This window comes from Stenotrophomonas sp. 21LCFQ19, assembly GCF_056861425.1.
Genome location: NZ_JBSPUF010000004.1, coordinates 162,098 through 182,140, shown reverse-complemented (window position 1 = coordinate 182,140; position 20,043 = coordinate 162,098). Strand labels below are relative to the sequence as shown.

Genomic DNA, 20,043 nt, shown 5'->3' with positions numbered 1-20,043 from the left:
TATCTCCAATCCTTATGGATCTGTTTCCCATGTTTACCCGTATCGGGCTGTTTCTTCTGACCAACTTGGCAGTGCTGGCATTGGCCAGCGTCGTCATGTCTCTGCTGGGGACTGACCCCTCGAAGATGAGCGGCTTGCTGGTCATGGCGGCCATCTTTGGCTTCGGTGGCTCGATCATCTCGCTGCTGCTGTCCAAGTTCATGGCCAAGCGCGGCACCGGCGCGGTCGTCATCACCGAGCCGCGCAACCAGACCGAGCGCTGGCTGCTGGACACCGTGGCCCGCCAGGCCAAGGCGGCCGGCATCGGCATGCCGGAAGTGGCGGTGTACGACGCTCCCGAGATCAATGCCTTTGCGACCGGCGCCAACCGCAACAACGCACTGGTGGCGGTGTCCACCGGTCTGCTGCACAACATGAGCGAGGACGAGGCCGAGGCAGTGCTGGGCCATGAAATCGCCCACGTCGCCAATGGCGACATGATCACCATGGCGCTGCTGCAGGGCGTGTTGAACACCTTCGTCATCGTGCTGGCGCGTGTTGTCGGCGGCATCATCGACAGTGCGCTGTCGGGCAATCGCGAAGGCGGCGGCCGTGGTTTTGCGTACTACATCATCGTGTTCGTGCTGGAGATGGTGTTCGGCCTGTTTGCAACGATGATCGCGATGTGGTTCTCGCGCCGTCGCGAGTTCCGCGCCGACCACGGCGGTGCGTCGCTGGCCGGTCGCCAGAAGATGATCGCCGCACTGGAGCGTTTGAAGCTCAACCACGGCCAGAGCACCCTGCCGACCCAGATTGCAGCATTTGGTATTGCCGGTTCCACTGCCAAGAAGTTGTTCTTGAGCCATCCGCCGCTGGAAGAGCGTATCGCCGCGCTGCGTTCCTCGACGGTGGCCTGAGCCGGCAATTGAAGCTGCTGCGCGCAGCGCGTGCGGCAACTGTCCCGGTTCCAGCAAGGTTCGCAAGTGATTGACGACAACGCCCCGCAAGGGGCGTTGTCTGTTTTGCTGCCGCGGCTGTAACTGTGCCCTCGTCGCTGACTGTGCATGCACGTAGCAGTTTTGCTTTTTGCCGTCCGTAGAAATCAGACACTTGTATTCTCGGTCCACGGGTTTGTGTCTACCCTCCTGGGCACTGCGGACGAATGGGGAGCATGTGGTGCAGGACGCGCAATATTGGGCAATGGAGTTCTGGAATGGGCTGAGCGTGCTGGACCTGTTTGGCGGCTCCTTGCTCGGGGCGGCTCTGGGCCTGGCCTTGGGGGTCGCAGTGTGGGTCGCTCTGGCGCGCAGGGGTTGCCTTGCCCGGCGACGGCGTTGGCATCACTGGCTGATTGCCAGCTATATGGTGGTGCTGCCGCTGCTGTTTGCCTTCATTGGATTACAGGTGGGGCTGGTTGCCGGCGGGCAGCGTGCGCTGTACAAGCAGATCGATCACTTCCAGCCACATCTGCAGGCAGCGACCGAGCAGTGGCTGGTCGAGTTCGGCCGGTCGCTGGATACGCCGGAGTTGGAGGCGATGCTGCGCGATGATGTTTCCGCGCACGAAGCCGCGCGCATGGCTGTGGAGTCCTATCTCGGTGAGCACAGGCTTGCCGATATCAGCATGCTCAGCGGTGAAAGCATGCCGCAGCGCTGGATGCGCAAGGGCATCGAACACCTGCGCAGCGAAGTGATGCTGCGCTGGGTGGAGGACAGCCTGGTGAAGGAGGTGGGTGGCCGCAGCGGGCTGGACAAAGCCGTGTTCCGCGAGGCGCTGGGCATGCGCATGAGCGAGCTGCTGCATACCAAGGGCGTGATCCGTCTATTGAAGGCGCAGATCAGCTCGATGATGCCGGGTATCTACTTTGGCTTGCTGTTGCCTTTGCTGATCGTGATGGCGCTGGTAGGCCTGGAGATATGGTTGGCCGCCCGCCATGGCTGGGGCCGGCAGCCTGTGGCTGTTGCGGTGCTTCCTGCGGTGTCGGCCGGCTGATTGGGCCGACGTTGGGGGAGCTGCGTCAGCTGCAAAGCCGGCAGTGCTGGGGCGCCGGCGGCTTGTGTCATCTGATGGATTTGCTGCTTCGCGGCTTACGCCGCTCCCACGGGAAAATCGGTGAGCAGAGCTTTGCCCACAAAAAATCCGATGCCAGGAGACTGGCATCGGATTTCGGATGATTCACTGCGATGGCAGCTGAATCAGAACTTCGGGTCGAACTCGGCAGCGTAGCCGGTGTTGACGATGACCTTCTGCAGGGCTTCGCATACCTTGATGTTGCCAGCCACGACCTGCTGGGTCTCCGGGCCGCGCGAGTCCATGCGGTCCAGTGGCGCGCCGCGATAGTTGCAGACCTTGCCACCGGCTTCGCGAACCAGCAGCACGCCGGCAGCGATGTCCCATGCCTTCACGCCAGCCTCGAAGTAGGCGTCGGCGCGGCCGCAGGCCACGTAGGCAAGGTCCAGTGCGGCGGAGCCGGTGCGGCGCACGTCTTCCGCCTGCACCAGCAGGGTGTCGACGGTCTTGAGCTGGGTGCTGGCACGGCTGCGTTCGCGCGGGGCGAAGCCGGTGTGGATCATCGTGCCTTCCAGGTCCTTGCGGTCGGCCACGCGCAGGCGGCGGTCGTTGAGCACGGCGCCATTGCCCTTGGAGGCAGTGAACAGCTCGTTGCGCAGCGGGTCGAAGATCACCGCATCGGTCGGCTCGCCGTTTTCAACCAGGGCGATGGAGACGCAGTAGTGCGGGAAGCCGCGCAGGTAGTTGCTGGTGCCATCGAGCGGGTCGATCACCCACATCATGCGGTTGACGCCCTGGATGCCGCCTTCCTCACCGAAAATGCCGTATTCCGGGTAGGCGCGCTTGAGTTCCTTGACGATCACCTTCTCAGCGTCGGCATCGACTTCGCTGGCGTAATCCATCCGACCCTTCTGTACCACGTTGAGGGCTTCAAGCTTGTTGATGTTGCGGAGCAGGACGTTGCCGGCGAGGCGGGCGGCCTTGACCATGACGGTTACGGCGGGTTTCTGCATGGCGAAAGGCTCCCGTGAAGGCAGAGATCGGATTGGCGGGGGAAAAGAGCGGGTCCGGCGCATTGACCGGCCGCGCAGTTTACCATCTACAGCTGTCTCGCTCCTGATTTTTTAACGCCATGTCTGTTTCCGCTCATATTCGCTTCGTTCTTGTTGGCACCCAGCACCCCGGCAACATCGGCGCGGCGGCCCGTGCGATGAAGACCATGGGGCTGGCACGGCTGGTCCTGGTGGCCCCGGAAAAGCCCCTGGACGAGGACGCCTTCCGGCGCTCGGCCGGTGCCGAGGACGTGCTCGGCGATGCGCCGGTGTTCGCCAGCCTTGCCGAAGCGGTGGCCGATTGCCGCCTGGTGATGGGCTGTACCGCGCGCGCGCGGCGGGTGCAGCTGGAAGAGCTGCTGCCGGAAGTGGCCGGACAACGCGCCGTGGCCAAGGCAGCCGAACCGGCGGAAGTGGCCTTTGTGTTCGGCCGCGAGCGCACCGGTTTGACCAATGAGGAACTGCAGCTCTGCCATGCTGCAGTGCACATCCCGTCCGATCCCGAGTTCAGCTCGCTGAATCTGGCCGCCGCGGTCCAGGTCCTGGCCTACGAGGTTCGCATGGCGGTGCTGGAAGCGCAGCCCGGCGTGGCAGCGCCAGTGGTGGCTGAGCCTGGCCGCGACGAAGCCCCTGCCAGCCATGCCCAGTTGGAAGGGATGTTCGGTCAACTGGGCGATACCCTGGACCAGATCGACTTCCACAAGGGTCGCGCCCCGGAATCGGCCATGCGCAAGCTGCGTCGTCTGTTCATGAAAGCTGACCTGTCCGAGCAGGAGGTCAGGCTGATGCGCGGCATCCTGTCCGATGCCCAGCGCATGGCCCGACTGGCCTCGGCGGACAAAGGCTGAGGACTGCGTCACCCTTTGCTAAAAGCGGTACTCTGTGGGGATGGATTAGGGGGTGTCGTTTTGGGTGTCTTGCGATGGCTTTGGGGAGCCGCACTGACACTGGCTGCACTGCAGCCCGTAGCGGTGGCGGCGGTTGATCGTTCGGTATTGGTCTTGGGGCGGATCAGCGATGATCCGAAGTCGCATTACGACCAACTCAAGCCACTGCTGGACTATGTGGTGCCGCGCATGCGCGATGTCGGGATCGTCGAAGGACGCATCCTGATGGCCAAGGACGCGCAGCAGATGGGCAGCTATCTGCGGCGCGGCCGGGTCGATTGGGTCACCGAGACTTCGGGCACGGCGATGGCGCTGGGCCAGCGGGCGGGCGCCAAGCCCTTGCTGCTGACCGAGCGCAATGGCGTGGGCACGTATCACAGCGTGTTCTTCGTGCGCCGCGACAGCCCGATCACCACGCTGGAGGGGTTGCGCGGGCGTACCCTGGCACTGCAGAGCGCGCTGTCCACCAGTGCCTACCTGGTGCCGGCCATGGAGCTGCTCGACCACGACCTGCAGCCTGAAATCCTGCTGGACCCGCGCGACACCCCGGTCGAGGACTCGGTGGGGTATGTGTTCGTGCGCACGGAACTGAACATCTCCACCTATGTACACAAGCGGGTGGTGGATGCCGGGGTGATCAGCAGCATCGACTGGAGTGACGACCAGGCCATGCCGCCAGCCTTCCGCCAGGACATGCGGGTGCTGTACCGCAGCGAGCCGATCCCGCGTGCGGTGGAAATGGTGCGCGCCGACCTCGATCCGGCGGTACGTGATCGCCTGCAGCAGGTGTTGCTGCAGGCCAGTAGTGACCCGGTGGCCGGGCCGGCGCTGGCCAAGTTTTTTGGAACCACGGGCTTTCACCCCGTCGACCCGGACAACCTGCGCGCGCTGGAGCGTCTGCGCCGTGGTCTGGTCCGTATCCGGATGGAGGTGGAATGAGCACGCCCCGGTTTGGATTGCAGGCCCGCTTCCTGGCAGGCAGTGCCGTGGTGCTGCTGGTGGTGGTGGCGATTGTCGGGTTGATGCTGGTGCGTCAGGCTGCCGCCCAGCGCGAGGCCTTGCGCAACAGCGGCGAGGTGCTGAGCCAGGTGTTCGACCAAGGCGTGCGTGAGCGCGGCACAGCGCTGGCCAACGCCTTGGCGGATACGCTGATTAATCCGCTGTACTACTCCGATCTTGCTGCCATCGGTGCGGCAGTGCGTAATACCGCACGGCAGAAGTCGGTCAGCTACGTGCTGGTGTACGACCCGGATGGTCGGCTGATCCACGACGGCTCGTTCGATGTGGCTGGCTACGGCCAGCCGATGAATGATCCGTTGGCCAAGGCGGCGGTGCGTTCGCGCAAGCCCCTGGTACAGGAGTCACCATCGATACTCGAGGTGGATGTACCGCTGGCGATTGGTGACCAGCCGCTGGGTGGGCTGCGTGTAGGCATGAATCTGGCGCCGGTGCGAGCCCAGGAGGCCAAGTCCATGCATGCGCTGGAGCAGCGCATGCGCGAGACGCAGCGACGGGAACTGGGCTGGGCCTTGGGCCTGATGCTGCTGTTGCTCGGTTTTGTCTGCGTAATGGCGTTCTACGTGCAGTACACGCTGGTGCGGCCAATCCGCTGGCTGGGCGCGGCGGCGCAGCGTATCGAGCGCGGCGATTACCTGATCGAGGCGCAGGCGACCCGACGTGGCGACGAGGTCGGGGAGTTGCTGCGCACCTTCGATCGCATGAGCCAGAGCATCGCCCGGCACGATCGTGACGTGCGCCAGATGGCCTATACCGATGCACTCACCGGCTTGACCAACCGGCTCGCTTTCCGTGAAGCCCTGGACCACCGCTTGCTGCGCGCGCAGGCGGCTGGGCGTGGGTTGGCGCTGCTGTTCATTGATATCGATGAGTTCAAGCGGGTCAATGACACGCTGGGGCATGAGGCCGGTGACGATGCCCTGCTGCAGTTTGCGCAGCACATCTCCAGCGCCGTTGAGCAGATTGGTGGGGACGACGCCTTGCTGGCGCGGTTCGGCGGTGATGAGTTCGTCATCCTGATCAGCCAGGGCCAAAGCAGCGCTGCAGAGATCGCCAAGCAGCTGGCCGAGCGGCTGGTGATCGATCTGGGCAAGCCGCTGCACGTGCAGCAGCGCGAGATCTTCCTCGGTAGTTCGATTGGTATCACCCTGTTCCCCGAGGATGCAGGTGATGCCACCGCGCTGCTGAAGAACGGCGATATCGCGATGTACCAGGCCAAGTTGGCCGGCAAGAACTGTTTCCGCTACTACAGCCTGGCCATGGACCATGCGGTGGAGCGGCGTCTGCATCTGGAGCAGGAGCTGCGCGGAGCCTGGGAGCGCAACGAGCTGCGCCTGGTTTACCAGCCGATCTTCCGTACCCGTGATCGCATGCTGTGTGGGGTGGAAGTCCTGCTGCGCTGGGACCACCCGGCGCTGGGGGCGATTCCGCCTTCGATGTTCATCGATGTGGCCGAGCAGAGCGGTCTGATCCAGATAATCGGCCCCAAGGTGCTGCGCGCGGCCTGTGAGCAGGCCCAGCAGTGGCCGCGCAATGCGCTGGGCGAGGAGTTGTTCATTTCGGTCAATGTCTCGCCCAAGCAACTGCGTAACGGCGACCTGCTGCAGGAGGTCGAAAGCAGCCTGCTCGGATCGGGGCTGGCGGCCGCGCGCCTGCATCTGGAACTGACCGAAACTGCGGTGATCGGCGATGAGATGCTGGCGGTGTCCCTGTTGGAAAAGCTGCACCGGGCCGGGGTGAAGGTCTGGCTGGACGACTTCGGCACCGGCTTCTCCGGGCTCAGCCATCTGCGCCAGGTGCCGGTGGACGGGGTCAAGATCGACCGCAGCTTTGTTGTCGACATGGAGCGTGATCCCGACGATCTGGCCTTGACCACGGCCATCATCGCCATGGCCCACGCGCTGGGGATTACCGTGGTGGCCGAGGGGGTGGAGCAGGAGGCGCAGTTCGAGCTGCTCAGCCAGCGTGGCTGCGATCTGGTCCAGGGTTACTGGCTGGGACGGCCGCTGGAGGCGGCTGGCTTGGTGAGCTTGCTGGAACGCGGTGCGATGGCGGCGGTGCGCTGACCTGGCCGCCTGGTTGCCCCGCGGAAACCCAGCCGCTCTGTCTCAGAGCGGCCGCTTGCTGGTGTCGCCGGCGATCTCGCGCACCAGCTTGGGTACCAGATAACCGGACAGCCGGGCCATCAACGCGGCGTGCAGGGCCAGCGCCTGCTCGTCGCTGACCTCGAAATGGGCCGCGCCTTGTACCTTGTCCAGCTGGTACAGGTAGTAAGGCATCACGCCGCCGGCAAAGCTGCGCTCGCTCAATGCCGCCAGCGCGTCCAGGTCGTCGTTGACGCCGCGTAGCAATACCGCCTGGTTGAGCAGTTGGGCGCCGGTAGCGCGGATGCGGGCCAGGGCGGCATCCACCTGGGCGTCGAATTCATTGGCATGGTTGGCGTGCAGTACGAAGGCCACCGGCCAGGGCAGGCTGGCAAGCCATTGCACCAGACCATCGTCCACGCGCTCGGGCAGGACCACCGGCAGGCGGCTGTGGATGCGCAGGCGTTTGATGTGCGGGATGGCGGCCAGGGCATCGGTCAGCTCGGCCAGCTTGGAGGTGTTCAGTGACAGCGGGTCGCCGCCGGAAAGGATGACCTCGTCGATGCCCGGGTCGGCGGCGATCGCCGCCACCGCCTCGCGCCAGCCGCCCTTGGCGGCGTTCTCGCCGGCATAGTCGAAGTGGCGGCGGAAGCAGTAACGGCAGTTGATCGCGCAGCTGCCGGTGGTCACCAGCAGGGCGCGGCCGCGGTACTTCTGGATCACGCCGGTGGCTTTCTTGGCCGCACCGTCGCCGACGGCGTCGAAGCTGAACCCGGGCACGATCCGCATCTCGTCGGTGATCGGCAATACCTGTCGCAGCAGGGGGTCGGTGGGGTCGCCATGGCGCATGCGGGCGACAAAGCCGCGCGGCACCCGCAGTGCGAACTGCGCCAGTGCCTCGGCCGAAACCCCGACCGCTTGGGCATCCAGTCCCAGCATGGCCAGCAGCTCCGCCGGATCGCGGATGGCCTGGCGCCAGTGCGCCTGCCAGCGGTCGTCGGGCAGGGTCAGGATGGCTTTTTCTGGAGTGAGGACGGGGGCTGCGGTTATCATTGGCGGTCAGAAAAACAGATGGCCCACCAGACGGCGGGCGTTCCATTCTAATCCGGCCGCCCGCAACACGCGGCGGTTTTGCCAATTCAGGAGTTTCAGCATGGCCAGTTACGGCATGAACGACGTAAAGAACGGGATGAAGATCCTGGTCAACAACCAGCCGGCTGTCATCATCGACACCGAATACGTCAAGCCGGGCAAGGGCCAGGCCTTCACCCGCGTGAAGTACCGCCTGATCAAGGACGGCCGTACCCAGGAAGTGACCATGAAGTCGACCGATTCGCTGGATGCAGCGGACGTGGTCGATACCGACATGAACTTCATGTACAGCGATGGCGAGTACTGGCACTTCATGGACCCGGAATCCTTCGAGCAGGTGCAGGCTGACAAGGCCGGCATGAACGGCGCCGAGAAGTGGCTCAAGGGCGAAGAGTCCTGCGTGGTGACCCTGTGGAACGGCACCCCGATCGACGTGACCCCGCCGAATTTCGTCGAGCTGAAGATCGTCGAGACCGATCCGGGCGTGCGCGGTGACACCTCGGGCGGCGGCGGCAAGCCGGCCACCCTGGAGTCGGGCGCCGTGGTGCGCGTGCCGCTGTTCGTCAACCAGGATGAAATCATCCGCGTTGATACGCGTTCGGGCGAATACTCGGCTCGCGTCAAGTAAGCCGATGAGCGAACCGGCCAGCGACGAGCAGGCAGTTGGGGAACCGGTCCGAGAGGACCGGTTTCCATATGATCGAGTGGTTTTTTTCTGTGATGCGGTGTTCGCCATCGTCATCACCCTGCTGGCGATCGAGTTGCGGCTGCCAGGCAAGGAATTGATCGAGCAGTTGGGCAGCGATGCCGCCAACAGCGAATTCGCCACGCTGTTCATCTCGTACTTCATCAGCTTCATCGTCACCGGCCTGTTCTGGACCGGGCACATGCTCAGCTGGAAACACGTCACCCGGGTCAATGGCCGGCTGGTGTGGCTGGCCTTGCTGCAGCTGTTCTTCGTGGTGCTGATGCCGTTCGCCACGCGCGAGTACTCGGCGGCGGTTTCCGAGCAGCAGCCGGACCGGTTCGTGTTCTATTCGCTGGTTTTGACCGGCATATCGCTGTTCTCCTGGCTTACCCGCCGTCAGGTGGTGAAGCAGGAAGGGCTGTACGCCAAGCTCGGCCGTGCGCAGACACGCTGGTTGCTTGCGCGTGGGCTCATTCCCTTTGTTGTTTTCGCCTGCACCATTCCGCTTGGCTTCGTGTTGCCGGCGGGGGTGGGGGTCTATGTGTTCGGGCTGATCCTCCCGTTCTCGTTCATTGCCAAGCGTTGGATTTTTGCCAAGGGTGACTGAGGCAGGGTGGCGCAAGGCACCGTAATGGCAGGAAGTAATGCAATGACTACAAGCCAGACCGCGCCTGAGGCGTGTGACCTTTTGATCGAAGCCGGTTACGTGGTGCCGGTAGAGCCGCATGCAGTGGTGCTTGAGGACCACGCGGTGGCGGTCAGCAACGGCGTGATCGTCGCGGTGCTGCCGCGTGCCGAGGCCCGCGCGCGTTTCAGCGCCAGGCAGGTCGTATCGCGCCCGGAAGCGGCGCTGATCCCCGGCCTGGTCAATGCCCACACCCATAACCCGATGACGCTGCTGCGCGGCGTTGCCGACGACCTGCCGCTGATGACCTGGTTGCGCGAGCACATCTGGCCGGTGGAAGCGGCGGTGATCGGGCCGGAATTCGTTGCCGACGGCACCACCCTGGCCATCGCCGAGATGCTGCGCGGTGGCACCACCTGTGCGAACGAAAACTACTTCTTCGCCGACGTGCAGGCCGCCGTCTACAAGAAGCATGGCTTCCGTGCGCTGGTGGGCTCGGTGATCATCGACTTCCCCAGCGCCTGGGCCAAGACCGATGACGAGTACTTCGCCCGCGCCACCGAGCTGCACGATACCTGGCGCGACGATGCGCTGATCGGCACCGCCTTCGCGCCGCATGCGCCGTATACGGTGAGCGATGCCAATTTCGAGCGGGTGCGGATGCTGTCCGACCAGCTCGACAGCCGCGTTCACCTGCACACGCATGAGACCGCACAGGAAATCACCGATTCCATCGCCCTGCACGGGCAGCGCCCATTGGCGCGACTGGATCGCCTTGGACTGGTCAACGAGCGCCTGATCGCGGTGCACATGACCCAGCTGACCGAGGCCGAGATCCACCTGTGCGGCGAGCGTGGTGTCAGCGTGGTGCATTGCCCGGAATCCAACCTGAAGCTGGCGTCGGGCTTCTGCCCGGCCTGTGCACTGGTCAGGGCCGGCGTCAATCTGGCGATCGGCACCGACGGCTGCGCCAGCAACAACGACCTGGACATGTTCAGCGAGAACCGCACCGCGGCCATCCTCGCCAAGGCCGTGGCCAATGACGCCACTGCCCTGGACGCGGCCACCACGTTGCGTGCGTCGACGCTGGGCGGCGCACGCGCGCTGGGTTTCGGCGACCGCATCGGCTCGATCGAAGTCGGCAAGCAGGCCGATCTGGCCTGCGTGGACCTGTCCGCGCTGGAGACCCAGCCGCTGCATCATGTGCTGTCACAGCTGGTGTATGCCGCTGGCCGTCACCAGGTCAGCGACGTGTGGATCGCCGGCAAGCCCAAGCTGGTCCAGCGCCAGCTGGTCGACATGGACATTGCCGCGATCACCGCCAATGCGCGCCAGTGGCGCGACCGCATCCGTACCATCCGCGCCTGACCGCGCAACCGGCCGCCCCACGCGGCCGCACGAGGAAACCGATATGAGTGCAGCTTCCACCTCCACCAATTTCGATCAGGCTGAACTGGACAAGTTCGCCGCATTGGCCACCCGCTGGTGGGACGCCGACGGCCCGCAGAAGCCGCTGCACGCACTGAATCCGGTGCGCCTGAAGTATGTGGCTGATCGCGCGCCCCTGCGCGGCGCCAAGGTGCTGGATATCGGCTGCGGCGGCGGCCTGCTCAGCGAAGCGCTGGCAAAGGAAGGCGCGCAGGTGACCGCCATCGACCTGGCCCCGGAGCTGGTGAAGGTCGCGCGCTTGCACGGTCTGGAATCCGGCGTCAGCGTTGATTACCGGGTGCAGGCAGCCGAGGACCTGGCCGCAGAACAGCCGGGCAGCTACGACGTGGTGACCTGCATGGAAATGCTGGAGCACGTGCCGGACCCGGGTGCGATCATCGCCGCCTGCCATCGACTGCTGCGTCCGGGTGGCAAGCTGTTCCTGTCCACCATCAACCGCACCCCGGCGGCGTTTGCGGTCGCCATCGTCGGTGCCGAGTACATCGCCCGGCTGCTGCCCAAGGGCACGCACCACTACCAGGAATTCATCAAGCCGGCCGAGCTGGGCGCATGGCTGCGCGCTGCTGATTTCTCGCTGCAGGACGTCAGCGGCATGGCCTATGAGCCGTGGCGCAACCGTGCCCGCCTGAGCAGCCGCACCGACATCAACTATCTGGCCTACGCGGTCAAGCCGGAACAGGCATGAGCGCGGGCAGGTTCCCGGCAGCGGTGCTGTTCGACCTGGACGGCACCTTGCTGGACAGCGCGCCGGACTTCGTCGTCACCGCCAACCGCATGCTGCAGGCTCGCGGCATGGGCGAGGTGACGCTGGAGCAGCTGCGCCCGGCGGTGTCCAAGGGCGCGCGGGCGATGCTGACGGTCGCCTTCCCGCACATGGCCGATGCCGAACGGCATGCGTTGGTGCCGGAGTTCCTCGAAATCTACGAGGCGCTGATCGGCCAGTGCGCGACGCTCTTCGATGGCGTTGAGACCATGCTGCAAGCGCTGGAAAAGGCAGGCACCACCTGGGGCATCGTGACCAACAAGCCGGAGTACCTGGCCCGCCTGATCCTGCCGCAGCTCGGCTGGGAGCAGCGCTGCGCGGTGCTGATCGGTGGCGACACCCTGGCCGAGCGCAAGCCGCACCCGTTGCCGCTGGAGGTGGCTGCGCAGCGGATCAATACCGCCGCCAGTGCCTGCGTCTATGTCGGCGACGACGAGCGCGACATCATCGCCGCGCGCGCTGCGGGGATGCCGTCGGTGGCCGTGTTGTGGGGTTACCGTCCCGAAGGGGATGACCCGTCGACGTGGCAGGCCGACAGCATTTGTGAACTACCGCAGGAACTTTGGCAGCCAGCCGCATGGCCAGCTACCCAACCGGCTTCGGCCTGATTCAACAACGAGGTTTGATGTGAGCAGTGCGCTGGACAGCTTCCTGGACAAGTGGCGTGAGCGTTGGCCGGAATGGGCCTTCGTGGAGCGCTTTGTCGACGAGGCCGATCGTGAGCGCAGCGTGGCCTGGTTCGCGCTGTTGCAGGAATTCGATGACATCTTGAACGCCAGTGGCGACACCACACCACAGGACGCCAAGCTGGCCTGGTGGGGCGAGGAGCTGCGCAGCTGGGAGCTGCAGCGCTCGCGGCATCCGCTGGGCCGCGTGCTGGAGCCGGTGCGTGCACCGTGGGCACAGTTGGCCGATGCCTTGCCGAGCTTGATCGACGCGCGTGATCCTGTGGCCGATGCCGCGCAGGCGCGCAAGGGGTTGGCGCAGTACGCCGCGGCGGCGGCGGCGGTGGAGGCGGCGATGTTTGGTAGCAAGCCGTCACCGTCTGCTGCCGAGGCGTTGACCACGCAGATGCTGGCGCTGCGCGTGCAGGAACAGGCGGCTTCGGTGCCGCAGGCCTTCAGCAATGAAATGGAATGGGACAAGGCCCTGCAGGCGGCTTGGCCGTCGCGCGTCGCCGGCCCACGTCCACGTCGCGTCTATGCCGTGCTGGCGCGTGGTCGCCAGCAGGCGCGCATTCGTGGCGGTGAGTACCAGCCGAGCCCGGCGGGCCTGCTGTGGCGCAGCTGGTGGGCTGCGCGGGGCTGAGGCGGTAGGGAGTTTGCCGGAGTCGCTCCCTTCTCCCGTTTACGGGAGAAGGTGGCCGAAGGGCCGATGAGGGCAGCTTTGCGCTGTTGATCTACCTGCTTCGCGGCCTGCGCCGCTCCCACAAGCATTGTTGTGCATGGGCCTGTAGAGCCGAGCCATGCTCGGCTGAGGCTCTACGAGCCATGCTCGGCTGAGGCTCTACCGGTAAGGCCTCTGCCGAGCATGGCTCGGCACTACAGGTGAAGCTCTTGCCGAGCACGGCTCGGCACTACAGGTGAAGCTCTTGCCGAGCACGGCTCGGCACTACAGGTGAAGCCTTTGCCGAGCATGGCTCGGCTCTACAGGCGCTTTGCCCTATTTGCCGCGTTCCAGCACCAGCAGTGGGTCGATGCGGGTGTCGAACCAGTTCATGCCCCAATGCAGGTGCGGGCCGGTTGCGCGGCCGGTTGCGCCAACTGCGGCGATGTTCTGCCCTTGTTCGATCCTGTCGCCGACCTTCACGTCGATCCGCGACAGGTGCAGGAAGTTGGAGCTGATGCCGAAGCCGTGGTCCAGCACCAAGGTCCCGCCAGTCAGGTACAGGTCCGGGCCCACAAATGTCACCACGCCGGCTGCCGGCGCCTTCACCGGCGTACCCGTGGGCACGGCGATATCCATGCCCGAATGGCCGCTGCCCGGCTGTCCGTTGTAGACGCGGGCATTGCCGAAGCGGCCGCTGATGCGGCCCTGCACCGGCCAGATGAAGGTCTGGGTGAAGTCGGTGCGGTTGTCGTCGCGCTTGCGCGATTCGGTTACCTGCGCCTGCTCACGGGCAATGCGTTCGGCGATTGCCGGCGGCGGATTCACCGTCTTTGGCGGTACGCCGTTGACCCGTTCCACCGGCCAGTCGCGCGCAGTGACCGCTATCGAAACGCTCTCGCTGCCGCCATCCGGGCGCTGCACCTGTACCTGCAGCGGACCTTTCTCATCGCGGCCGATACCGAACACCACGCTGCCGTAGCCACTGACCCGCAGCTCGCGACCCGCGTAGCGGACCGTGCTGCCGGCCGGGACCTTGCCGATCACCATTGCGCCCTGCGAGGCACTGGCAGGGAACACGACCCGGTTGTCGAGCAGGTTGCCAATGCCATCCTGGGCCTGCGCGGGCGGGGCGGTGAGCAGGGGCGCTGCAAGCAGCAGCGCACCCATCATCAGGACCGAACGCATCAACGGTCGTAGGTCATGCGCTGGCCGGCTGGTGCGCCCACCAGCTTGCTGCCGTCCCATACCTGCTGGCCATTGACCCAGGTGGAAGCGATGCGCGAGCGGAAGGTGGTGCCTTCGAACGGCGACCAGCCGCACTTGGACAGCACGTCCTCACGCTTGACCGTGAACGGCACGTCCTCGACCAGCACCAGGTCGGCGAAGTAACCCTCGCGCAGGAAGCCACGTTCTTCGACGTCGAACAGCTGTGCCGGAGCGTGGGCGAACTTCTGCACCACCTGTTCGCGGCTCAGCTTGCCTTCGTGCACGCGCTCCAGTGCGGCAACCAGCGCGTACTGCACCAGCGGCAGGCCGGACGGCGCCTGCGCGTACGGCTTCTGCTTCTCTTCCCAGGTGTGCGGGGCATGGTCGGTGGCCAGTACGTCGAGCACGTCATCGACCAGGGCGGCGGTGATGGCCTCGCGGTCGGACACTTCCTTGATCGCCGGGTTGCACTTGATCAGGTTGCCCTTGGTGGCATAGTCCGGGCGCGCGAAATGCAGGAAGTGCACGCAGGTCTCGGCGGTGATCTGCTTGCGGCTGCCGTCGGCACGGATCAGTGGACCCTTCTCGAACAGCGCCAATTCATCAGCGGTGGAGATATGCAGCACGTGCAGGCGGGTGCCGTGCTTGCGTGCCAGCGACATCGCCAGTCGGGTGGACTTGATGCAGGCCTCACGCGAGCGGATGTCCGGGTGCATGTCCGGGGTCAAGGCGTCGCCGTATTTCTCCTGGAACGCCTTCATGTTGGCGTCGATCATCGGTGTGTCTTCGCAGTGCGTGATGATCGGGGTCGGGCATTCGCGGAAGATCGCGTCCAGGGTTTCCGGGTTGTCGACCAGCATGTTGCCGGTGGAGGCCCCCATGAACACCTTCACGCCCGGCGCCTTCTTCGGGTCGAGCACGCGGATTGCTTCCAGGTTGTCGTTGCTGGCGCCGTGGTAGAAGCCGTAATTGGCCCAGGCACGGCCCTTGGCCAGCTCGTACTTGGCTTCGAGGATGGTCGAGTCCAGGGTTGGCGGGTTGGTGTTGGGCATGTCCATGAAGCTGGTCAGGCCGCCGGCCACCGCGGCAGCCGACTCGCTGGCGATGTCGCCCTTGTGGGTCAGGCCAGGTTCGCGGAAGTGCACCTGGTCGTCGATCATCCCCGGCAGCAGCCAACGGCCAGCCGCGTCCACCACCTGCTCGCCCTCGCGCGGGGTCAGGCCGCTGCCGATCTGCGCAATACGGTCGTTCTCGATGCGCAGGTCGCCGTCGAAGGTACGACCTTCGTTGACCATGCGGGCGTTACGGATGAGCGTGGAGGACATGTCAGTGTTTTCCTGTGCAGCGGCAAGAGGGGGAATCGGCGCGCTCCGGGACCGGATCCAGTCCGCCCGGGTGGAACGGATGGCAGCGCCCCAGTCGGCGCAGGGTAAGCCAACATCCCCGTAGCGGACCGTGTATACGGATCGCGTCCATGGAGTATTCCGAGCAGCTGGGATAGAAACGGCAGCGCGGCCCGAGCAGGGGGCTGATGAAGCGCTTGTAGGAGCGCAGTACGGCAATGAGGAGTCGGCCGATCACGGTTGAATGATAAGCCACTTGGCAAGCGAGCAGGATTTGTCGCAGGATGCGGGATGGCGCCGGTAAAGACGACGTGCTTTCCGCTGCCAGCCAGGGGCGATGGCGCGCCTGGTTACGTTCCGAACTGCGCGAAACGGTCCGGTGACGCCACCGGACCTGGACTGCACGGGTCGGGCATCCGTTCACATACGGTGCCCGGCGCGGTTGCTGCTGCTGGTCGGGTAGGCTATAAAGGCCCGCTTTCCCGGGCCCCGGGGGAAACAAGGAAGAGCGTTTCGTGGCTGCTAAAAAACCTGCAAAAAAGGCCGTCAAGGTCGCCAAGAAAACCGCCAAACCTGTAGTCAAGAAGGCGGTGTCCAAGCCGGTTGCAAGCAAGCCGGTGGCCAAGGCTGCCAAGCCGGCCGCGAAGAAAGCGCCCGCCACCAAGGCGGTTGCAAAGAAAACGCCGGTCAAGCCAGCAGCACCTGCCAGCAAACCCGTCGCCAAGAAGGCTGCGGTTAAGACGGCAGTCGCTAAAAAGGCGGCCCCTGCCAAGAAGGCGGCGGTCAAGAAGGTGACCAAGCCGGTTGCCGCGCCAGTTGCCAAGAAAGCAGCTGCGCCGGTTGCCAAGGCCACCAAGCCCGTTGCCAAACCCGTAGTCAAGAAGGTGGCCGAACCAGTGGCTGCCAAACCGCTCAAGACTGCTGTCAAACCCGTGGTCAAGTCCGTACCGAAGCCTGCTGCAAAGCCGGCGGCGGCCAAGTCTGTCCCGGTCGAAGTCGCCAAGACGGCCCCAGCTCCGGCACCTGCGCCGGTTGCTGCCAAGCCGGCTCCAGCGGCCAAGGCCCCGCAATCCAAGAATCCCGTGCCTGTTTCGAAATCCAACGTCAAAACTCCCGTCAAATCCACCGCTCCTGTTGCCGTCCGTCCCGTGGGCAAGGTTGCAGTTGCTGTAACCGCGCGTTCGACCGCTCCGGCACCGCGCAGCAAGTACAAGGTTGTCGAATACAACGTCGACGAGGCCACTGGCCGTCCGATCCTGCCGGCTGGCTACAAGCCGTCTGCAGATGAGGAGTACATGAGCACGCTGCAGCAGGAGTACTTCCGCCAGCGCCTGCTCAACTGGCGTGCGGACCTGGTCGAGGAATCGAAGCAGACCATCGAGAACCTGCGCGAGGAAGTGCGTGACATCGGCGATGAAGCCGAGCGTGCAACCCGTGAGACGGAAAATTCACTGGAACTGCGTACCCGCGACCGCTACCGCAAGCTGATCGGCAAGATCGACAGCACGCTGAAGCGTCTGGAAGCCGGCGATTACGGCTTCTGCGTCGATACCGGCGAGGACATCGGTCTGGATCGCCTGGAAGCCCGTCTCACCGCCGAGCGCACGATTGATGCGCAGGAGCGTTGGGAGCACCTGCAGAAGCAGCAGGGCGATTGATCCTGGCGTAGAGTCATTGCCGCCCGAAAACCCCGCTACGGCGGGGTTTTTCTTTTCTGGAGTGCTGCATGTCCACAAAAGAAGATTTCATCCATCGTGCTGTTGCGCTGGCGCGGGCCACTATTGCCGATGGCTGACGCCCGTTCGGCGCAGTTTTGAACGAAGACGGGGCGGTGTTTGGCTTGTCCACGGCAGCAATCTACTCGCGGCTGGCATCGGGGCCGCAGGCGCCTGGTTCTGGCCCTCGGCGTTTGCTGCGGGACGGTGGGCAGGGCTTGCATGCCGAGTGGTCTGCGGTGCGCTGAAGGCAATGCTTGCAGCTTGGGTGTTCAGCTGATCTGCACGGCCTGCTGCAGGCGTTGTAGATAGCTCTCGAAGTAGCTGCCGAGCTCGACCTTGTCGGGATGGCGCAGCCATAGCAATTGCAAACCATCCATCATCGCGATCAGTTCGGCGGCGATCTGGTCCGGATCAATCGCGGTGTTTATCTCTCCGGACTCCTGACCATGGCGCAGGCTGTGCGCGATGTATTGGAGCATCAGTCCGGAGCGCTGGTGAAACCATTCCTGTGCAGGGTGGTCCTCGCCGAGACTTTCGGCATTGAGCAGCGAAAAAGCCCGGATTACGCCGGGTATCTCGGCATTTGCGCGATTGACCAGGCGCAGTTGATCCACCACCTGCGACCACGGAAGTGGTGGGCCTGCGGCAGCGTCTTCAAGCGTGTAGTCCTGCGGATAGTCGGGCAGGCGGGGGCTGCGTTGATCGCGGACCTCCAGAACCGCCAACAGCATGTCGGTCTTGCTGGGGAAGTAATGCAACAGGCCGGGCAGGGTGAGGCCGACATTGCTTGCCACCTCGGCAATGGAGGCATTGCTGTAGCCATCGCGGGCGAACACGCGCATTGCCGCGTCCAGAATCTGTTGCCGTCGCCTGTCGCCCTTGGGGGAGCGTCGGCGTGTGCGGCTGACGGACGAGATTTGCGTTGAAGTGGGCAAAGTCCAATCCCGCGTCGGGTGAGTGCGCAGTGTATCCCCGGCGTCCGCGGGCGCCATACATGCCGGATCTGTACCCGCGTCACAGTTTTTGACAAACCTACTAGCTAGTAGGTTTACTGCCGCGGCGTCGGCGCAACGGTCATGAATCGTATCGCCGCAACAACATCCCGGAGGGGCTTGCACGCAGCTGGTTCCCGCCATCGCAGGAAACGCGACGGCAGCAATCTGACTGGCCCCGCCTGATGGGAGGCGCGCCGAGAGGCCGACGTCGCAGTGCCTGGGTTGGACGGGTGCCTCAACCCAGTGCATGTCGAGCTGTTGTGTTCGCGCAGGCGGCCGAGGTTTTGGCACGGGCCGCTCTTCATCAATCTGGGAGAGAAGCAATGAGCACGTACTGTTGTAACGGGAGCGGCAGCATCCTCGGCAAAGTGATGTTGGCGGTCCTCCTTGGACTAGGTGCCTCGATGGCCCATGCGCAGCCCGATACGGGTTCTGCAGTTGCACGATCGCTGGACGAGCTGTCTTCAAGCGAGCGCCAGGACGATTCGTTGGCAGCATCGGCCTCGGCACCGAGCTGTCGCGACTACGACACCTTCGTCAGTCGCGGCTCGGAGGCGCCCATCATCACCACCTGTGAGACGCTGTCACCTGATCTATTGGGTCTGCGGCCGAAACTGTATGAGAACGGGTGGATGTTCATGGGTTTCTACAGCGCCACCGAAACCTATGACCTGCGTGGCCAGGAAGCTCGCCCGCAGACGTACAACGGGCAGCGGCCGAGCTTCGGCAGCACCTTGTCGACCATCACTACCTATGACCTGTCGCGGCTGGGCTGGTGGGGCAAGCGATCCCAACTGACCTTTGAAGCCAACAGTTGGCGCACCGTGTATCGCGATGCGGGCCTGAATGATGATGCAGCGGTAGCGCAGCTCTCGGTGCAGCAGGAGTTCGCTGACGGTCGCGTGCGCATCCAATATGGCTACTACGGCATGCTAGGCCAGTTTGTTGGTCTGTTCCTGGGGGCAAGTACGGCATCTTCCGCGCTTGGCCCGACCAGCATCATTCCCAACCTGGTTGGCATGGCAGGATTCAAGCCCGTGCCCGGCATGGATATCCGCCTGTACTCGAAGAGCGGCCGCTTCTATGACCACTTTGGTGTCGCGCGCTCACAAAGTCCCGATGGCTTCCTTGCCGACAGCAAGGCCAACCCCAGCGGGCTGAAGTGGAGCGTGGAAGGCACCAAGCCGATCTACGTCAATGAAATCGGCTATCGGGTTGCGTCCACTGCGAATACCCGGATGACATGGATCCGCCAGGGAACGATCTACAACCGCACGCTTTACACCGATTACCGCAACCCGGAGCGCAAGGGCACCAATCGTGGGTTCTACCTGGTGGCCGACCATCAATTCACCCAGCCGGACACGTCGCTTCCCTACCGCGGTTGGTACGTCAACGTGAAAGCGAATTATGCGCCGGCCGAGCACAATATCTTCAGCTCCGACTACGCGCTGACGCTCTACAGCCTGGCGCCCTTTGCAACGCGTCCCGGCGACATGGTGTCGTTTGGCTACACCCGTACCGAGGTGAGCGATGACGCGCGACGCTACCTTGGTGCCGCGGGCATGGATCCGGTGCGCTTCAGTTCCACGGGGTCGGTTTCATATGCCTTGCGCGCATTCCGTGGCATTTATTGGGTCAATACCCTGAGCTATACGCGCAACCCGGTCGTCACCAGCCAGCATCCGGATGCGGTGAATCTGCAGAGTCAGTTGACGTTCTCGTTCTGAGTCATGTGTGGCCAGCCTCGCTGGATCGACCTTCGTGCCGCAACAGGCGGCGCAAGGATGGCGCTGGCGTCTGAGT

19 protein-coding genes are annotated in these 20,043 nt (G+C 64.4%); 13 read left to right on the top strand and 6 right to left on the bottom strand.

Annotated elements, in window-relative coordinates:
- Nucleotides 1-29 precede the first annotated feature (29 nt).
- The gene (gene htpX / locus AC13FW_RS06500; protein WP_296248767.1) at nucleotides 30-896 is read left to right on the top strand and encodes a protease HtpX; all 867 of its coding nucleotides are present in this window, start codon (nucleotides 30-32) and stop codon (nucleotides 894-896) included.
- Nucleotides 897-1,155: 259 nt separating this feature from the next.
- Nucleotides 1,156-1,971 (top strand): hypothetical protein, encoded by an 816-nt coding sequence (locus tag AC13FW_RS06495; protein WP_482988560.1) that lies wholly within the window; start codon nucleotides 1,156-1,158, stop codon nucleotides 1,969-1,971.
- A gap of 203 nt (nucleotides 1,972-2,174) precedes the next feature.
- On the opposite strand, the gene AC13FW_RS06490 is transcribed toward AC13FW_RS06495, so the two are convergent.
- Nucleotides 2,175-3,002 carry an inositol monophosphatase family protein gene (locus tag AC13FW_RS06490; protein WP_282266749.1) on the bottom strand — a complete coding sequence of 276 codons (828 nt, stop codon included), beginning with the start codon at nucleotides 3,000-3,002 and terminating at the stop codon, nucleotides 2,175-2,177.
- A 119-nt stretch (nucleotides 3,003-3,121) separates the two neighbouring features.
- On the opposite strand from AC13FW_RS06490, the gene AC13FW_RS06485 reads away from it, so the two are divergent.
- Genes AC13FW_RS06485 through AC13FW_RS06475 form a run of 3 tightly spaced genes read left to right on the top strand, consistent with a single transcriptional unit; the run spans nucleotide 3,122 to nucleotide 7,011 of the window.
- Nucleotides 3,122-3,889 carry an RNA methyltransferase gene (locus AC13FW_RS06485; protein ID WP_282266745.1) on the top strand — a complete coding sequence of 256 codons (768 nt, stop codon included), beginning with the start codon at nucleotides 3,122-3,124 and terminating at the stop codon, nucleotides 3,887-3,889.
- 60 nt (nucleotides 3,890-3,949) lie between these two features.
- On the top strand, nucleotides 3,950-4,867 hold the full coding sequence (locus AC13FW_RS06480; RefSeq protein WP_482985832.1) for a phosphate/phosphite/phosphonate ABC transporter substrate-binding protein: 918 nt from the start codon (nucleotides 3,950-3,952) through the stop codon (nucleotides 4,865-4,867).
- Nucleotides 4,864-7,011: a putative bifunctional diguanylate cyclase/phosphodiesterase gene (locus AC13FW_RS06475; protein ID WP_482988559.1), complete on the top strand. Its 2,148-nt coding sequence runs from the start codon at nucleotides 4,864-4,866 to the stop codon at nucleotides 7,009-7,011. Before AC13FW_RS06480 ends, AC13FW_RS06475 begins: the two co-directional genes overlap by 4 nt.
- A 42-nt stretch (nucleotides 7,012-7,053) precedes the next feature.
- Here the strand turns inward: AC13FW_RS06475 and epmB are convergent, their stop codons facing one another.
- Nucleotides 7,054-8,082, bottom strand: coding sequence for an EF-P beta-lysylation protein EpmB (gene epmB, locus AC13FW_RS06470; RefSeq protein ID WP_296251588.1), 1,029 nt, complete (start codon nucleotides 8,080-8,082; stop codon nucleotides 7,054-7,056).
- Nucleotides 8,083-8,182: 100 nt separating this feature from the next.
- Between epmB and efp the strand changes: the two genes are divergently transcribed.
- The 6 genes from efp to AC13FW_RS06440 all read left to right on the top strand — a co-directional run bounded on the left by efp (nucleotide 8,183) and on the right by AC13FW_RS06440 (nucleotide 12,954).
- Complete coding sequence (gene efp, locus AC13FW_RS06465; RefSeq protein ID WP_282266739.1) at nucleotides 8,183-8,749, top strand: elongation factor P; 567 nt, start codon at nucleotides 8,183-8,185, stop codon at nucleotides 8,747-8,749.
- Nucleotides 8,750-8,825: 76 nt separating this feature from the next.
- Nucleotides 8,826-9,416, top strand: coding sequence for a TMEM175 family protein (locus AC13FW_RS06460; protein WP_482988558.1), 591 nt, complete (start codon nucleotides 8,826-8,828; stop codon nucleotides 9,414-9,416).
- 42 nt (nucleotides 9,417-9,458) lie between these two features.
- Nucleotides 9,459-10,802: a TRZ/ATZ family hydrolase gene (locus AC13FW_RS06455; protein WP_482988557.1), complete on the top strand. Its 1,344-nt coding sequence runs from the start codon at nucleotides 9,459-9,461 to the stop codon at nucleotides 10,800-10,802.
- Between the two features lie 43 nt (nucleotides 10,803-10,845).
- Nucleotides 10,846-11,568 (top strand): bifunctional 2-polyprenyl-6-hydroxyphenol methylase/3-demethylubiquinol 3-O-methyltransferase UbiG, encoded by a 723-nt coding sequence (ubiG, locus tag AC13FW_RS06450; RefSeq protein WP_282266737.1) that lies wholly within the window; start codon nucleotides 10,846-10,848, stop codon nucleotides 11,566-11,568.
- On the top strand, nucleotides 11,565-12,254 hold the full coding sequence (locus AC13FW_RS06445) for a phosphoglycolate phosphatase (RefSeq protein WP_482988556.1): 690 nt from the start codon (nucleotides 11,565-11,567) through the stop codon (nucleotides 12,252-12,254). Before ubiG ends, AC13FW_RS06445 begins: the two co-directional genes overlap by 4 nt.
- Before the next feature lie 19 nt (nucleotides 12,255-12,273).
- Nucleotides 12,274-12,954: a phytoene/squalene synthase family protein gene (locus AC13FW_RS06440; RefSeq protein ID WP_481533032.1), complete on the top strand. Its 681-nt coding sequence runs from the start codon at nucleotides 12,274-12,276 to the stop codon at nucleotides 12,952-12,954.
- A 354-nt stretch (nucleotides 12,955-13,308) separates the two neighbouring features.
- Here the strand turns inward: AC13FW_RS06440 and AC13FW_RS06435 are convergent, their stop codons facing one another.
- The 3 genes from AC13FW_RS06435 to yidD are packed head-to-tail and all read right to left on the bottom strand — an operon-like array spanning nucleotide 13,309 to nucleotide 15,780.
- Nucleotides 13,309-14,160 (bottom strand): M23 family metallopeptidase, encoded by an 852-nt coding sequence (locus tag AC13FW_RS06435; protein ID WP_482988555.1) that lies wholly within the window; start codon nucleotides 14,158-14,160, stop codon nucleotides 13,309-13,311.
- Complete coding sequence (locus AC13FW_RS06430) at nucleotides 14,160-15,506, bottom strand: dihydroorotase (RefSeq protein WP_482988554.1); 1,347 nt, start codon at nucleotides 15,504-15,506, stop codon at nucleotides 14,160-14,162. Before AC13FW_RS06430 ends, AC13FW_RS06435 begins: the two co-directional genes overlap by 1 nt.
- Before the next feature lies 1 nt (nucleotide 15,507).
- Nucleotides 15,508-15,780 (bottom strand): membrane protein insertion efficiency factor YidD, encoded by a 273-nt coding sequence (gene yidD, locus AC13FW_RS06425; protein ID WP_282269833.1) that lies wholly within the window; start codon nucleotides 15,778-15,780, stop codon nucleotides 15,508-15,510.
- 259 nt (nucleotides 15,781-16,039) lie between these two features.
- On the opposite strand from yidD, the gene dksA reads away from it, so the two are divergent.
- Nucleotides 16,040-17,182 carry an RNA polymerase-binding protein DksA gene (dksA, locus tag AC13FW_RS06420; protein ID WP_282269831.1) on the top strand — a complete coding sequence of 381 codons (1,143 nt, stop codon included), beginning with the start codon at nucleotides 16,040-16,042 and terminating at the stop codon, nucleotides 17,180-17,182.
- A gap of 329 nt (nucleotides 17,183-17,511) precedes the next feature.
- Here dksA and AC13FW_RS06415 read toward each other — a convergent pair whose 3' ends face one another.
- Nucleotides 17,512-18,234, bottom strand: a complete 723-nt coding sequence (locus AC13FW_RS06415) for a TetR/AcrR family transcriptional regulator (protein WP_296251633.1) — start codon at nucleotides 18,232-18,234, stop codon at nucleotides 17,512-17,514.
- Nucleotides 18,235-18,608: 374 nt separating this feature from the next.
- Between AC13FW_RS06415 and AC13FW_RS06410 the strand changes: the two genes are divergently transcribed.
- Nucleotides 18,609-19,967: a carbohydrate porin gene (locus AC13FW_RS06410; protein WP_482988553.1), complete on the top strand. Its 1,359-nt coding sequence runs from the start codon at nucleotides 18,609-18,611 to the stop codon at nucleotides 19,965-19,967.
- Nucleotides 19,968-20,043 lie beyond the last annotated feature (76 nt).